The organism is Winogradskyella pacifica (genome assembly GCF_013403915.1).
GTDB lineage: Bacteria > Bacteroidota > Bacteroidia > Flavobacteriales > Flavobacteriaceae > Winogradskyella > Winogradskyella pacifica.
In genome coordinates this window covers 1-15,432 of the sequence record NZ_JABFDI010000001.1, presented here as the reverse complement: position 1 = coordinate 15,432, position 15,432 = coordinate 1, and the positions used below count along the sequence as shown (strand labels likewise).

The following is a 15,432-nucleotide window of genomic DNA, read 5'->3' as shown; positions in this document are numbered from 1 at the left end:
TAAAACCACCTTTAACGAGGTGGTTTTTTTATTCGTTTAATTTGATATGAAACAACTCGCAATCATAGGCATGGGACCACGCGGCTTATACGCTTTAGAAAACCTTCTCATTGAATTGAGTAAAGCGGATGCACAAATTGGCATTCATGTTTTTGATGCGACTAGCAGTCCTGGCACCGGAAATGTTTGGGATAAATCGCAACCCGATTCCAATTGGATTAATATAACAGAACGTGCATTAATAGGAATAGAAAAGCGACCTCAAATAGACTACAGTAATGTTATCATTGATGAATTCCCGTCTTATCATGAGTGGTGTCAATTCTCTCAAAATAGTAATGAACCTGATACGTTTCCGGCGCGAAATAAACTCGGAAATTATCTTAATGCCCGTTATAAATCCATTGAAAATATCCTAGAGGAATTAGATACTTTTAAATTTATTAAAGCGGAAGTTAGAAACATCAATTTAAAAAATAAAAAACTCGAAATTTCAACTAAAGACAATGCTAGACACTATGATGATTTACTGCTAACCATCGGTCACCAACCTACAACACTTTCTGACCAATTACAAAAATGGCAATCGCATGTGGTTTCGCATAATTCTTTAACGCTTTTTGAAAATACTTACCCGATTACACAATTAAAACCTCTAAAAAACAACACAAATATTAATATTGGCATTAGAGGTTTTGGCTTGGCTATGATTGACGTAATGCGTTATCTTACCATTAATGATTTTGGGAATTTTAAAGTGATAAATAATGACACTTTTGAAACCATTTACTATAAAACAACAGCACAAGAGCTAAAGTTAATTCCGTTTTCATTAGACGGCTTACCATTAGTTCCGAAACCTTTAAACGAAAGAATTGATTCGTGGTACCAGCCTACGAAAGAAGAATTAGATAGTTTTAAATCTGAAATAGAAGCCGTTTCACACCAAACCACTGAAACAGATACCATAGATTTTTTAACGCATCCTTTTGCTAAAATAACATCGCGTATCTATTTAGACTTAAAAGATAAAAGCCTAGCACATGCCTTAAGTTCATCCGAATTAGAGGCCATAATCTTAAATTGGTTAAATGATAACCATTATAACCATCCATTAATTCAAGATTCTAATAGTTCAACGTATCAACTGATTCAGAATTATATTGAAATGGCTTTAGGTACCATTCCTGTTTCTCTCGATTATTGCATCGGGCAAGTTTGGCGTCATTGTCAGCCAACTTTATACAAAGCTTTTTCGCATGCTAAAGTAAATAATGACGTTATCGAAAAAGTGATTGCCTTAGACGAACGCAGTAAACGTTATTCTTACGGACCACCAATAGAAAGTATGCAACAAATTTTAGCATTGGTTGATGCTGATATATTGACACTAGACTTTGTCACTGATCCTGATATAGACTTAACAGCGGAAGGTTGGGCTTTAAAAAATTCTAATAAAAAATCCATCACCTGTTCTGTAATGATTAATAGTGTTTTGGACTCCCCAAAATTACTTGAAGTCAACACTCCTTTAATTAAAGATTTACTTCAAAATGATTTGATACAACCAATCCATTCAAAATTAGGCATCGAAACAACTGCTGATGGATATGTTATAACTCCAAAAGATAAAGATGATGTTCCTATTGCTGTTTTAGGTCGTTTAGCTAAAGGCAGCGTGATTGGTGTGGATGCTATTTTAGAATGTTTTGGACCACGTATTGAGCATTGGGCAAAAGCTTACGTGAAGCGACTAAACGCTAATTAGGTTGCTTTTCACTTAAATACTTCCAATACCGTTTTGGGACATGTCTAATATGAAGTTTCATGTTTTTTCGAGATGCTATATTTGTGGCTTTAAAGTAATCTTGCCATAGCTTTTGAAACTCAAATTCTTGAGTGGCAAAAAATGCATCGTCGGTTTTAGTAAAATTGAAATTCTCAGGAAAATCCATATTTATAAGTTCTACTGTTTCCAAATCGTAGAATAATCCATAACCACGTTTTATATCATAAATCACCCATTTTTGATCGGCATAACGTCTTTTAAAATGCTTTTCAATTAAAGGCAGCACATTAAAATCGGGTTCTATATTTGAGAAATAAATGTCATCTTTAGTCAACCGAAAGCGCACAAAAGCTTCCATACGATGCTTTTCTCGTCCTACAGATTTTGCTATTTGTGCAATTTTTAAAATGGAAGGATGTGAAAAATCTTTATCTACTTTCTTTTGTTGCGAAAACGCATACTGTATATAATCTAAAAGTAAGTCCTCTACTCCTATGTCTTCACTTAAAAAAGCATAATACAATTGGTAACTTCCGTGAGATGACAACTTCGATTTGATGCCTTTCCACACACGATTCGCCTTAACTTCATCAGTAAGAATTGATTCATTATCTGAAAACAAACCTTGCTGTACCGTAAATTCATTTTGAATGGTTACCGTTTTTAATTTATGTTCAAATACATAAAAAATAGTGGTAAGAAAACCATCAAAAGTGCCGTCGTATATGAGATTTTTGGCTTGCATCTATCCGAATAAGCTTAATTGATTACTCAACATTTTCTGATACTTACTCGTTGAATTCTGAAGAATTAAGCCTTTGATCTTTTCTGAGGTCAAATCCCGTTTTTCAAACTGATTGCTATCACACACCATAAAGTATTGTGCTCTGTTTAACGCGACTCCTATTTTTTTAAGATGTTCCCAATTCAATTTTCTAAAGCGTCTGGCATTTATAATTTTAAACACTGATTTCATCCCTAAACCAGGAATTCTGGCTAACATACGCTGGTCCGCTGTGTTCACATCAACAGGGAATTCATGAAGATTTCGTAATGCCCAACTCAATTTGGGATCTACATCTAAATCTAGATTTTGATGTTGTTCGTTTAAAATTTCACTAACATCAAAGCCATAAAAACGCATTAACCAATCGGTTTGATACAATCTATTTTCACGAAGCATAGGCACAGCACTGCCAATTTGTGGTAAACGATCATCATAACTAATAGGCACATAACCTGAATAATAGACACGCTTTAAATTATAGCTTTTGTAAAAGTGATTTGAGGTTTGCATAATCTGAAAATCATTCTCACCACTCGCTCCAATAATCATCTGTGTACTCTGACCAGCAGGAGCAAACTTTGGTGTGCTTTTAATGATTTTCTTTTCGGTATTATATTGAATGATTTCATTTTTCACCTTCAGCATTGGTTTAATAAAATCTTCACGCTTTTTATCTGGTGCTAATTTTTTTAGTCCGGCTTCGGTCGGAATTTCAATATTCACACTTAACCGATCTGCGTAGAGTCCGGCTTCACGCATCAATTCATCAGACGCTCCAGGAATAGATTTTAGATGAATATAGCCGTTAAAGTTTTCTTCCAATCGTAATTTCTTCGCTACAGCTACTAAACGTTCCATGGTATAATCGGCACTTTTAAAAATACCAGAACTTAGAAAAAGCCCTTCAATATAATTTCTGCGGTAAAAATTAATGGTTAAATCCACCACTTCTTGCACTTTAAAAGCGGCACGTTTTACATCATTACTTTTTCTAGTGACACAATAGGCACAATCGAAAATACAATGGTTAGTTAATAAAATTTTTAATAAAGATACACAGCGACCATCTTCGGTATAGGAATGACAAATTCCCATGCCTGTAGCATCTCCTAATCCTTTATTGGTGTTAGCGCGTTTACTTCCGCTAGACGAACACGATACGTCATACTTTGCAGCATCTGCTAGTATTTTTAATTTTTCTTGGGTACGTTGAAAAGACAAATAATTTCCTCCTAAATCTTAAGTTAAAATCTTAACTGCAAAAATACTACATATAGTAGCTTATGACTGCTTCCATTTGTAGTAATCTAAAAATTAATGCTTATTTCAAGATGTTAGTTATTAGTAATTCAAATGGGTTAATATTTTGATGATATCATATAAACGACTTCAGTTTTAAGCCTTAATTTTCTAGCATATGAAACATTTCATAATCATCATTATTCTAAGCCTAAACCACACTATGAGTGCACAGCACAAGATACCCGCCGATATAAAAACGAACGTAACTAAAGCTTTAGCGTATTATCCGCAGTTGAAGGACACCAAAATAGAATTTCGGTTTAAGAAAAATATTAAGAAATCGACTATGCAGGCTAGACCTACATTTGGCAGTTTCTTTAAGAGTAGGAAAAATCGAAATTACGTGATTCTTATTAGTGAAAAATTTAAAATTGCAGATAAGGAATTTTTAACACGTCATATTCCAGATGCTATTTTTATCGGTTGGATTGGTCATGAATTGGGACATATTATGGATTACCAAAATCGAAGCAAGCTCAACCTCATTTGGTTTGGACTAAAGTATTTGTTTTCACAGAATCATATTGTTGAAGCCGAACGTGCCGCAGATTCATTTGCTGTTGCACATGGTATGGAAGATTACATTTTAAAAACCAAAGATTTTATTCTGAATAATGCGGATATCACCCAATCGTATAAAGATCGGATTAAGAAGTATTATTTATCGCCTGAAGAGATTATGGAATTGGTAGAACATCGTGATGGTTTGGAGTAAAAAGTATCGGATGTAAGTTTTATTTTGATCGTTGAATTTTTGGTGGATTTTGACGTGTATCAAAAACGTCAGCTATTTTAATAAGTCCGTTTTCTAAATCCAACGAATAAATCACTTTGTAGTTTTTAAATATTAAATAGCGATAAAGAATTTTTCTATATTTTAGCAACGCTTCTTCTTGTCCTATTTGTGGTGCATGGATCAACTTATTTGTTTCGTTGATTATACCTTTTAGATGCTTTTTAGCAATATTAGAACCTGCTTTATTTTCATAAAACTTATAAATTTCATCAAGCTGAATTTCAGCAAATTCAGACCAAATAATTTTAAAAGCCATTACTCATATTTAGCTAAAAGCTCAGGACTAGTTTTAAATCGATTGTTTATGAAATCAGATTCAGACTTATCAATTCTGTTATCCAATTCATCTTGAGTCATCGGCTCAATGTTTCGCTCTTTATCTGACTGTTTTTCTTTTCTTAAAATTTTTTCAAGACGTGAAACAGCCTCTTCACTTTGAAGTTTTAAAAATTCCTGTACAAATTCTATTTTTCGAGCTTCTAAATTCATTTTAATCAGCTTTTTATCAAAGATACAAAATTACCAATTTAAAATTTTATTTTCTTACGTAAATGAATAATAGCGTGTGCTTAGCTAAACACTTAAGATTCAATCACAAAAGCTTCCCAATCTTTGAATTTTTCCTCGCCCATAACGCGTTCCATTTTTACTTGGCCACCTTTCTTTTTGTTTCTTTCGTTCCAGTCATAAAAACGATTTGGTGAAATCACTTTTACTTTCACACCTTTTAGCGCTTTACTTCTAGCCACTTTATAATTCTTATTGGCTGTTTTTAAGCTTTTGTCTAAGGCCTTTGCGATAGTAGAATTATCAACACCTTCTACGTCCGAACCTAAATACCAATAGTGATAAAATTCATCATCGTCGCCACGTTTAGCGCAAATGGTGTATTCAGGAATTGTAGTATCGAATTGCTCCTCTAATTCGCGCATGGCTGCATCCATTTTATTCACTGATAATTGCGAACCTACGGTATTTAAAAAGAATTTTGTACGTCCTGTAATTTTAATTTCGGCGCGTTCAATATTAGTGAATTCAATGGTATCACCAATTAAATAACGCCAAGCCCCACTAACGGTACTTATAATTAATACGTAATCTTGATTCAACTCCACTTGATCTAAAGTTAAGGCTGGAGCTTCATTTTTTAGCGAACCATCTTCGTTAATATATTCGGGTTTAAAGGGGACAAATTCAAAATAAATACCATTATCGGTATTGAGTTGCATAGCATCGGTTTCAGGTCGTACTTGGGTTGCGATGTAACCTTCAGACGCTAAATAGGTATCGATAACTGTGATTGGCTTTCCTAATAGAGCATTAAAACTTTTCTCATACGGACCAAAAGCGACTCCTCCCGAGGTGTAGACTTGTAGGTTAGGCCAAATTTCATGAATGTTATTGAGATTGTGATAGTCTATCACTTTTTGAAGCATCAACTCTATCCACGATGGAATACCACTTAAGGCTCCAATATCCCAATCTTTAGCACGTTCTGCAATACGCTGCACACGTTCGTCCCAATCTTCAATTTGCGATATTTCTTCACCTGGTTTGTAATAACCTCTAAACCAAGACGGAATATTACTCGCACTAATACCACTAATTTCACCTTCGAGATGATTGTTGTTTTCCTCTAAATCAGTAGAACTACCGAGCATCATGATTTCCTTTTCGAAAAAATCCGCAGGTAAATCAAAATTCTTTAAGGCAAACACTTGTTTGATTCCTGCATTTCTAATGGCATCAATCATGGCATCTGTTACCGGAATGCGTTTACTTGTTTTGCCTGTGGTACCAGAACTCAATGCAAAATAAGATGGCTTCCCTGGCCATGTGACGTTACTTTCTCCTTCGTGATACTTGTGCCACCATTTTTCGTTTATTTTATTGTAATCAAAATACGGCACATGCTTAGAGAAGCTATGATGCAAATTTGCTGCTTCAAGTATGGTTTCAAAATCATAAAACTTTCCGAACTGGGTACTCTTGGCTGATTCAAGTAATTCCTTAAGCACTTGTTCTTGAGCTTCTTCATGAATAACTTCAGACGTAAACGTATCCTTCAATTCAATCACTCCTTTTATAATGTTTCCTAGTATGGCCATTTTGTAATTTCAATTTTTGATCCTATGATTATGCTGCTATTTTTCTACAAGCTTCAGCACATGCTCTACACGATTTAGCACATTCTTTACAGTGTTCGTGTTTGTGTTCTTCACAATGATCTGCACAGTACTCGCAAATTTCGGCACATAATAAAGCATATTGCTTAACGTATGCACTATCTGAGGTCATCATTTTAAGTAAAGCATCACAAGCATCTGCACATTGTATGCAACATTTTGGACAGTCATTCATGCTTTCTTTTCCTGCCATTTCGGTTAGGCAAATTCTACAATCCACTATACATTTCTGACAGGCTTCAATCGCATTTCTATAAGTCGCTTTCATAATTATTGTATTTAGAATTAATTTCTACTAATATCCAATATTGGCTGCAAAGTGACTACTGCGATTCGGAAAAGAATTAACCCATTTGGTAAAAATGCAATTAGAGTAATCTAATAATTGTTTGAGTTAAAATATCGTTATAATTCATAGCATCTTGAAGATTATATAATTTTAAAACATTAAGGATATGAATGACTGGTTTAAATTTTCTTCAAACGGACTTTTTGCGATAATATTAACCGCTATTGGTATTTACATCGCATTAGTGATTTTAACACGGATTAGTGGCAAACGCAGTTTTTCTAAGATGTCTAGTTTCGATTTTGCCATGACGGTTTCAATTGGTTCCATATTGGCAACGGTTATTGTTTCAAAATCTGTTTCGCTTCAATATGGTATTATTGGTTTAGTGCTTATCTACAGTTTACAGATGATAGTTGCAGCGGCAAGACGTTGGGAACCCATAAGAAATTTAGTCGACAACAAACCGACCTTATTGATGAAAAACGGTCAACTACTTAAAGATAATTTAACGAAATGTAAAGTGACTGAATCTGATGTAAAGGCCAAATTACGTGAAGCGAATGTAATTAAACTATCAGAAGTTAAGGCTGTTGTTTTTGAATCTACAGGTGATATTTCGGTATTACACGGTGCTGATGATAAAGCTATCGACGATTGGATTATGGATTTTTAAAATTCAGGATATAATTTAAGCCTTAAATATTGAGACTTATTTCTTTAAAAGATTGGCAATTTCCTTAGTATCAAATTATGAAATTCTTCGTAAAAATTATGTAGTTTTGCACATCTAAAAATTAAAACAATTCACGATGAAAGATACTGCTTTATCCTCTACTCACGAAGCACTTGGTGCTAAAATGGTTCCTTTTGCTGGCTATAACATGCCGGTTCAATACGAAGGTGTAAACATAGAACACGAAACAGTTAGGACTTCGGTTGGAGTTTTTGATGTCTCTCATATGGGTGAGTTTTTAATTGAAGGTCCAAATGCTTTAGAATTGATTCAAAAAGTATCGAGTAACGATGCTTCTAAATTAGAAATAGGAAAAGCACAATACAGCTGTTTACCAAATGATGACGGTGGTGTTGTAGATGATTTAATCATTTACAAATTAAAAGAAGAAACGTATTTATTAGTTGTTAATGCGAGTAATATTGAAAAGGATTGGAACTGGATATCGTCTAAAAATGATGTTGGTGCTGAGATGCGCGATTTAAGCGAAGATTATTCGTTATTAGCGATTCAAGGTCCAAAGGCTGTTGAAGCGATGCAATCTATAACGAGTCATGATTTATCTGCCATAAAATTCTACAATTTTGTAGTTGGTGATTTTGCAGGTGTTGAAAATGTGATCATTTCAGCTACAGGTTATACTGGTAGTGGTGGATTTGAGATTTACTGTAAAAACACCGAAGTAAAACAAGTTTGGGACAACGTTTTTGAAGCAGGAGCTGATTTCGGAATTAAGCCCATAGGTTTAGCAGCAAGAGATACCTTGCGTTTAGAAATGGGTTACTGTTTATATGGTAATGATATTGACGATACCACCTCGCCAATTGAAGCTGGTTTAGGTTGGGTTTGCAAATTCAACAAAGACTTTACTAATAGCGAAGCTTTAAAAGCCGAAAAAGAACATACTCCAGAAAATAAATTAGTCGCCTTTAAATTAGATGAACGTGGTATTCCGCGTCATGGTTATGATATTGTAGATAGCAGCGGAAAAACGATTGGTAATGTTACTTCTGGTACTATGAGTCCTAGTTTAGGGATTGGTATTGGTATGGGTTATGTACCGACAGTATTTTCTAAAGTAGATAGTAAAATATTTATTCAGGTGCGTAAAAAAGCCATTCCAGCTACTGTTGTAAAAGCCCCTTTTTATAAAGGCTAAATTTCTAAGCGTGTAGATTGATTAATGACGAAGAAACATTTAGATCCTCAAAAGCATCGCATTTTAATACTTGGAGTTAGCGGTTACATTGGTAATGCCATTTATAAGGAGTTAGGACCTTATTTTAAGACCTTCGGAACGTATAGAACACCGACAAAAGCGTTTGAAGCAAATAAACAATTCTTTCATTATAATTTGGAAGAAGACGATGTTTATGAGGTTTTAGAGGCAACTAAACCTACCATTATTATTTCTGCACTCCGTGGTAATTTTAATGCGCAGACCATTGCACACCAACACATTGCTGAATACGCCCTAAGCTCTGGTTCTAAAATTATTTTTCTATCCTCTGCAAATGTATTTGACGCTTACAGTAAATTCCCGAGTTATGAATTAGATAAAACACTAAGTCATAGCATTTATGGGCATTTTAAAATAAAAATTGAAAATTTAATCTTACGTCTTCCTGAAAAACAAGTTGCTGTTATTAGGATTCCTATGATATTTGGGGTGACTTCTCCAAGAATTGAGGAATTAAGACAAGTGATTTTAGAAAATGAATCTGTTGAAGTATTCCCGAATTTAATTATGAATGTGATGCTCGATAAAAAGCTAACACAACAAATTCATTATATCATTAACAGAAATAAATATGGCGTTTTTCATTTAGGAAGTACAGATTTAGTGCATCATGATGAATACACCAAAGACATTATTGGTATTCTAACAGACAAAAAAGTAGTCTTAAAGCAGGTTTATACTACAAATGAAGATCGGTATTTAGCCGTGCTTCCGAAGTTTAATAAATTGCCTAAACATCTTCAGATTACGAGTCAGGAAATTTTAGAGGAGCTTGGGAAGTGAGTGGTTAATGTTCAGTGGTCAGTATTGAGTGGTCAGTAGTCAGTGTTCAGGGTGAAGTGTGAAGTGTGAAGTGTGAAGTGTGAAGTGTGAAGTGTGAAAAGTTAAAATAATCTCATTAAAATTACTTGAAACGGTTTATCATTTTATTACATTTAAACTTATAAAATCAATATTATGAAATTAGATGAAACTACCATAGAAAAGAAGTTATTGCATTTACCTGATTGGGATTATTACGACAATGCGATTCATGCAGAGTTTGAGTTCGACAATTTTAAAGATTGTTTTAGTGCAATGAGCCGAATTGCTTTTGAGTGTGAAGCACAAAATCACCATCCTAACTGGTCTAATACATATAATGTTTTAAAAATCACTTTATCCACGCATGATGAAGATGGCGTTACGCTTAAAGATTTTAAATTAGCAGAAGCGATTGAGGCTATTGTAGAGGTTGAGGAATAGTTGTCGATGGTTGATTGTTGAATGTTGATTGTTGAATGTTGAATGTTGAATGTTGAATGTTGAATTTAAAAATTTTACAGTGGTTAAATACCTTTGATCTAACTTTATTATATAAAATGAAGTTTTTAATAGACATTATTCTAATTAGTCGTCATATGTCATGTTTTAGACCGTTTTAATCATGAATCTTATATTTTTTTACATTTAGCTTCATTCCTATTCGAACAATTTCAATAATTTCTTAGATTTGCTATGATAAAAATTTCACTACTTATAATTACAGTGTTATTTTATTAATTCGACATTAAAACATAATTGTTAACAGTTTTCTGCTTTACAGGAACTAAAAATATATTTAAGATGGGAAGAGCTTTTGAGTTTAGAAAAGCAAGGAAAATGAAACGTTGGTCTGCCATGAGCAAAGCCTTTACACGTATTGGTAAAGATATTGTAATGGCCGTAAAAGAAGGTGGTTCAGATCCTGATAGTAATTCGCGTTTAAGAGCTGTTATACAAAATGCCAAGGCTGTAAATATGCCTAAAGACAATGTAGAACGTGCCATAAAGCGAGCTTCAGACAAGAGTTTAGGTGATTTTAAAGAAGTCCTTTTTGAAGGTTATGCGCAACACGGTATTGCTGTTCTTATAGAAACTGCCACAGATAACAACACGCGTACGGTGGCTAATGTGCGTTCTTATTTTAATAAAACGGATGGGAGTTTAGGGACTTCTGGATCTGTCGTTTTTATGTTTGATCATACCTGTAATTTTAAAATTAAAGGAGATGATTTAGACTTAGAAGAGTTAGAATTAGAGTTGATTGATTCTGGGGTTGACGAAATTTTTGAAGACACGGATGAAGATGAAAACGGTGTTGAACATACTAGTGTTATGGTCTATGCGCCATTTGAGAGTTTTGGTAAAATTCAGGCTTACTTAGAGGAAAACAATATTGAAATTATTTCCTCTGGTTTTGAACGTATTCCACAAGTCACAAAAAAGATAACAGCAGAACAAGCGGAAGATGTTGAAAAGCTTTTAGAAAAGTTGGAAGAAGATGATGACGTTCAGAATGTGTATCATACTATGGAAGAAAGTGCTGAGTAATTTGAAGTGTATTTTATCTCTGTAGGTAATAACTATTTTGCTATAATTAGTAGCATTTTTTGAGTTATTCAAATAATGATCAAACACACAAATTTCTATTATTTTGAGAGCTTTGTGTGTTTAATATTGTTTTATTTTCTCAGGAAGCCATAAATTCTTGCCAAGTTATTAGGACAAATTTATCTATATTTTTTTCTTTTATTTTCAGAAAACCATATTCATAAGCAAATAGATATATATCTCCTTTTTTATTTTTCCAATAATGAGTAAAAAAATTAGAATTAAATCCTTCTTCTAAAAGTAAGTTTACTCTTACTGTAACTTTTCCTCCTTTATTATATTTTTTTAATATTTTTCGATTTAATTTTAGTTGATTGTCTACTTTATTATAGAATCGTTCAGGTTCTTCTTTTGATTTTTTATATTGATAAGCACTTTTGCACTGTGGGTCACAAAATTTCTTATCAGTTCTTCCAATTAGTTCACTTTCACAGTATAAACACTTTCTAATCAATTTCATATTAATCGTATTTTATACGAATATTACCCGAATAAAATACAACTAATTAATTAAATGTCAGTATTTTGCTATTAAAAAACGGCATGACACTACAAAAAAGTATCACATTAAAGCACTTATTTATAGATGGGCGTAAATATATTGGACTTCAATATAATTCAAGTAAAATTATAGAATCTCTTGTCAAAACACTTCCTAATGTACTTTGGAGTGATAATTTACTTTTGCATTATTTACCTAATACTAAAACTAATTTAGACTTAATTTTCAAAGCTTTTTATGGCATTGCTTGGGTTAATGGAAACTATTTTTTTTCAGATAAGGTAGTAAATGAAAATAATCCAGAGCTAAATTTACAACGTTACAGAAATCGAATTCCTAAACCTGGTGTTAGACAATGTCCTGAAAATTATTTATTAAAACTAGAACTTAAAAGATATTCTGATAATACAGTACGTAATTATGTTTCATCTTTTGAAGCATTTATAAACCATTATTATGAATATGATCCAATCACATTAAATGAGAATGATGTTAGGGAATATTTACAAAAATTGATTCAGGAAGACAGATCTAATTCGTATATAAATTTAACTATTAACAGCATAAAATTCTTTTATGAAGTTGTACATGAAATGCCAAATAGGTTTTATTCTATTGAAAGACCACGAAAAGAAAAAAAGCTACCTGAGGTTTTATCCAAGGAAGAAATTATAAAGATAATAGCAAGCACAAATAATTTAAAACATAAATGTATTGTAGGTTTACTCTATTCTGCTGGACTTAGAAGAAGTGAGTTATTAAATTTGAATGTAACTGATATTGATAGTAAGCGAATGGTAATAAAAATAAATAATGCAAAAGGAAACAAAGATCGTATTTCTTTGTTGAGTCCAGTTATTTTAAAAGATTTACAACAATATTATAAAGAATATAGACCTAAAACTTATCTTTTTGAAGGGATTAAAGGGGGTAAATATAGTGCGACTAGTGTTCTAAGTATTATTTCTAAAGCTGCAAAGAAAGCGGGTATATTGAAAAAAGTTTCGCCTCATATGCTTAGGCATAGTTTTGCTACTCATCTCTTAGAAAACGGAACTGATATTAGGCATATTCAGATTTTATTAGGGCATAACTCTACTAAGACAACTGAAATTTATACTCATGTTGCAAATAGATCGTTTATGGAAATAAAAGATTTATTATCTTAGCAGACATAACGTGGATATAATCAATAGTCTATATCCAGTTGTTGTAACACATTAAAACAAAACCAGTGGAAGATTTCCAAATTAGGTATAATAGAACATCTGAATTGCTTGAAAAAGTAACTGAGAAATATTATCAAGGAGATTCTTGTGCTTGCCAACATCCGAGATTTATCCAAATAGTTGGAATAAATTGTGTCGACTTCGGAAAATCTTTTAAAGCTTGGGAAACAACATTATTAATCTCAAAAGTCAAAAAGAACTTTGAGGTTGAAACTCTGGAAAAAGGTACTGAAAACTCAAACGAAAAATGGACTTGTAAAAAGTGTAAATCTGAATTTAATTTTGGCTGGTCGGATTTTAGCATTGCTGTAGAAAGAGAAGTTTTATTACCAATCGGTATAAAAACTACCGAAAACGGAAAAAAAGCCGAAAAGCCGATTCCACTCTTTGCAGGATTATATGGACACAGTTATCCTTCAAAAAAAGAAATTGATAGTGTTGAATTTGAAACTTTCGAAAAATATATAATGGAAAAATAACGTGTTACAACACCGTGTATAATTAATTGCTTTGGCAAGTGCTTATTTGGAAAATTCCTTCGGAATTTTCACGGGTTCGTAAAAGTTTGCTAACTTAGTTGCTAAACCACGCAACTAACCATACACAAACACGTTGTGCTTAATACCGAAAATGAACAGTCTGAAATCCATCTTCTTGCTTTTTATCATCATTTCAAGTTGTCAAACAAGAAATGAATTTCCTGATGTAAGTAATCAAATTGATTTTGCATATAAACAGCTTAAATATTCTGATAAAGTTTCGGATAAAAATTTAAACGGAATTAGATATTTCTCAATTGACAGTTTATTAATTGAAACAATTGGATTTGAATATCGGTATAAATTAATTTATGATAGTAATAATAAATTAATAGAAGAATACGGTTGTAGAATGTATAATTGTGATGTTGGTTCTCGAAAACTTTATTTTTATGACAAAAACAAGAACTTAATTGGGAATTTTTATACTTCGGACTCAATAGTTGATAGAGACACAATCACATTTGAACAGACAAAATTTTATAATTCAAACAACTTACTTAAAAAGGAACTAATTCAAAGCGGAAAGAACGTAAAGGGAAAATATTTTGAGACTTGGAAAGAATATAAATATCTTGACAATCAAATTATCAAGGAATTTGAAACTCACAATTCTGATACTATTTGGATTGGAAAATACGAATATAACTCTGACAACAACTTGTCTCGAATTGAGCGAAAATTAGGAGACAAATACGAGATAGAAGATTTTGAATATAGCAAACCCAATAGAATTAAAAAGCATACGATAAAAAGCAATGAACATAAAATAGACAAACACACTTCATACAGTGTGAACAACAATTCGACCGAATATATTTATTATGAAAATGGACTTATCAAAGAAAAAATTCATTTTAATCATTTAGGAGAAAAACGTTGGAAATATATTTATGAATATAAAACGAAAAGTACTAAGCACAACACCGTGTATAATTAATTGCTAGGTTCTTGCTTACTTGCGAAAATTCCTGCGGAATTTTCACGGGTTCATAAATGTTTGCTAACTTAGTTGCTAAACCACGCAACTAACCATACACAAAACCGTTAGCAGCAATGCAATTCGTACATTTTCGCCTAGTTTATTTTTCGGAGATTTTTTTTTAGACTTTTAAGTCAGATAAATTAAAAAAACTCAACTTATTAAAACTCAGTTGACGTCGGACTTGTTTCTCTTCCGCCAAATTAAAGCCTGTGAGATCGTAATCGCTAATCAGCATAACAACGTCGGACTGACAAGCAGAACGTGCAATTCTGAACGTTAAAATGAAAAACTGGACTTATAAAAACCACATTTGACTTTGGACTTGTTTCTTATCCGCCAAATTCTGTTCTGTTGAGATCTAAGTCACTCATCTACTCTACTACGTCGGACTGACTAGCAGAACGTGTAATTCTGAAACTTAAAATAAAAAACTGCTGCTAACACCGTGTATAATTAATTGCTTCGTTTCTGATCATCTGGAATATTCCTGCGGAATATTCTCAGGTTCGTGGGTTTTTGTTAACTTAGTTGCTCAACCACGCAACTAACCATACACATCAACGTTGTCTGCAATTACCGATACGGATCGGACACTTTTTTCTGGGTTGTATGGAGAACTTTAAGGAGTTGTTTGCTTTAT

17 protein-coding genes are annotated in these 15,432 nt (G+C 32.8%); 10 read left to right on the top strand and 7 right to left on the bottom strand.

Annotation, left to right across the window (positions count from 1 at the left end; genetic code table 11):
• Nucleotides 1-46 precede the first annotated feature (46 nt).
• On the top strand, nt 47-1,768 hold the full coding sequence (locus HM984_RS00085) for an FAD/NAD(P)-binding protein (RefSeq protein WP_179347625.1): 1,722 nt from the start codon (nt 47-49) through the stop codon (nt 1,766-1,768).
• Here HM984_RS00085 and HM984_RS00080 read toward each other — a convergent pair.
• Both HM984_RS00080 and HM984_RS00075 read right to left on the bottom strand, forming a co-directional pair.
• Nucleotides 1,761-2,534: a TIGR03915 family putative DNA repair protein gene (locus HM984_RS00080; protein ID WP_179347624.1), complete on the bottom strand. Its 774-nt coding sequence runs from the start codon at nt 2,532-2,534 to the stop codon at nt 1,761-1,763. The two genes, HM984_RS00085 and HM984_RS00080, sit on opposite strands and share 8 nt — an antisense overlap.
• Nucleotides 2,535-3,797, bottom strand: a complete 1,263-nt coding sequence (locus HM984_RS00075) for a putative DNA modification/repair radical SAM protein (RefSeq protein ID WP_179347623.1) — start codon at nt 3,795-3,797, stop codon at nt 2,535-2,537.
• A gap of 196 nt (nt 3,798-3,993) precedes the next feature.
• On the opposite strand from HM984_RS00075, the gene HM984_RS00070 reads away from it, so the two are divergent.
• Nucleotides 3,994-4,593, top strand: a complete 600-nt coding sequence (locus tag HM984_RS00070; RefSeq protein ID WP_371312038.1) for a hypothetical protein — start codon at nt 3,994-3,996, stop codon at nt 4,591-4,593.
• A gap of 19 nt (nt 4,594-4,612) precedes the next feature.
• Here the strand turns inward: HM984_RS00070 and HM984_RS00065 are convergent, their stop codons facing one another.
• The 4 genes from HM984_RS00065 to HM984_RS00050 form a co-directional block, all read right to left on the bottom strand.
• A complete protein-coding gene (locus tag HM984_RS00065) occupies nt 4,613-4,930 on the bottom strand; it encodes a type II toxin-antitoxin system RelE/ParE family toxin (RefSeq protein ID WP_179347622.1) in 318 nt (105 codons plus the stop codon).
• A complete protein-coding gene (locus tag HM984_RS00060; protein ID WP_115808954.1) occupies nt 4,930-5,163 on the bottom strand; it encodes a hypothetical protein in 234 nt (77 codons plus the stop codon). Before HM984_RS00060 ends, HM984_RS00065 begins: the two co-directional genes overlap by 1 nt.
• 92 nt (nt 5,164-5,255) lie before the next feature.
• Complete coding sequence (locus tag HM984_RS00055) at nt 5,256-6,782, bottom strand: GH3 family acyl-acid amido synthetase (protein ID WP_179347621.1); 1,527 nt, start codon at nt 6,780-6,782, stop codon at nt 5,256-5,258.
• Nucleotides 6,783-6,810: 28 nt separating this feature from the next.
• Complete coding sequence (locus tag HM984_RS00050) at nt 6,811-7,128, bottom strand: four-helix bundle copper-binding protein (protein WP_179347620.1); 318 nt, start codon at nt 7,126-7,128, stop codon at nt 6,811-6,813.
• A gap of 187 nt (nt 7,129-7,315) precedes the next feature.
• Between HM984_RS00050 and HM984_RS00045 the strand changes: the two genes are divergently transcribed.
• The 5 genes from HM984_RS00045 (at nt 7,316) to HM984_RS00025 (ending at nt 11,477) form a co-directional block, all read left to right on the top strand.
• Nucleotides 7,316-7,825 carry a DUF421 domain-containing protein gene (locus HM984_RS00045; RefSeq protein ID WP_179347619.1) on the top strand — a complete coding sequence of 170 codons (510 nt, stop codon included), beginning with the start codon at nt 7,316-7,318 and terminating at the stop codon, nt 7,823-7,825.
• 136 nt (nt 7,826-7,961) lie between these two features.
• Nucleotides 7,962-9,044, top strand: a complete 1,083-nt coding sequence (gene gcvT, locus HM984_RS00040; RefSeq protein WP_179347618.1) for a glycine cleavage system aminomethyltransferase GcvT — start codon at nt 7,962-7,964, stop codon at nt 9,042-9,044.
• Nucleotides 9,045-9,068: 24 nt separating this feature from the next.
• Nucleotides 9,069-9,908 (top strand): sugar nucleotide-binding protein, encoded by an 840-nt coding sequence (locus HM984_RS00035; protein WP_179347617.1) that lies wholly within the window; start codon nt 9,069-9,071, stop codon nt 9,906-9,908.
• A 174-nt stretch (nt 9,909-10,082) separates the two neighbouring features.
• Nucleotides 10,083-10,370 carry a 4a-hydroxytetrahydrobiopterin dehydratase gene (locus HM984_RS00030; protein ID WP_218844993.1) on the top strand — a complete coding sequence of 96 codons (288 nt, stop codon included), beginning with the start codon at nt 10,083-10,085 and terminating at the stop codon, nt 10,368-10,370.
• Between the two features lie 360 nt (nt 10,371-10,730).
• Nucleotides 10,731-11,477: a YebC/PmpR family DNA-binding transcriptional regulator gene (locus tag HM984_RS00025; RefSeq protein WP_179347616.1), complete on the top strand. Its 747-nt coding sequence runs from the start codon at nt 10,731-10,733 to the stop codon at nt 11,475-11,477.
• A 139-nt stretch (nt 11,478-11,616) separates the two neighbouring features.
• Here the strand turns inward: HM984_RS00025 and HM984_RS00020 are convergent, their stop codons facing one another.
• Nucleotides 11,617-11,997 (bottom strand): hypothetical protein, encoded by a 381-nt coding sequence (locus HM984_RS00020; RefSeq protein WP_179347615.1) that lies wholly within the window; start codon nt 11,995-11,997, stop codon nt 11,617-11,619.
• 83 nt (nt 11,998-12,080) lie between these two features.
• On the opposite strand from HM984_RS00020, the gene xerA reads away from it, so the two are divergent.
• From xerA to HM984_RS00005, 3 genes are all read left to right on the top strand, one after another.
• Nucleotides 12,081-13,208 carry a site-specific tyrosine recombinase/integron integrase gene (gene xerA, locus HM984_RS00015; protein WP_179347614.1) on the top strand — a complete coding sequence of 376 codons (1,128 nt, stop codon included), beginning with the start codon at nt 12,081-12,083 and terminating at the stop codon, nt 13,206-13,208.
• Nucleotides 13,209-13,273: 65 nt separating this feature from the next.
• Nucleotides 13,274-13,747: a hypothetical protein gene (locus tag HM984_RS00010; RefSeq protein ID WP_179347613.1), complete on the top strand. Its 474-nt coding sequence runs from the start codon at nt 13,274-13,276 to the stop codon at nt 13,745-13,747.
• 151 nt (nt 13,748-13,898) lie between these two features.
• Complete coding sequence (locus tag HM984_RS00005; protein WP_179347612.1) at nt 13,899-14,747, top strand: hypothetical protein; 849 nt, start codon at nt 13,899-13,901, stop codon at nt 14,745-14,747.
• Nucleotides 14,748-15,432 lie beyond the last annotated feature (685 nt).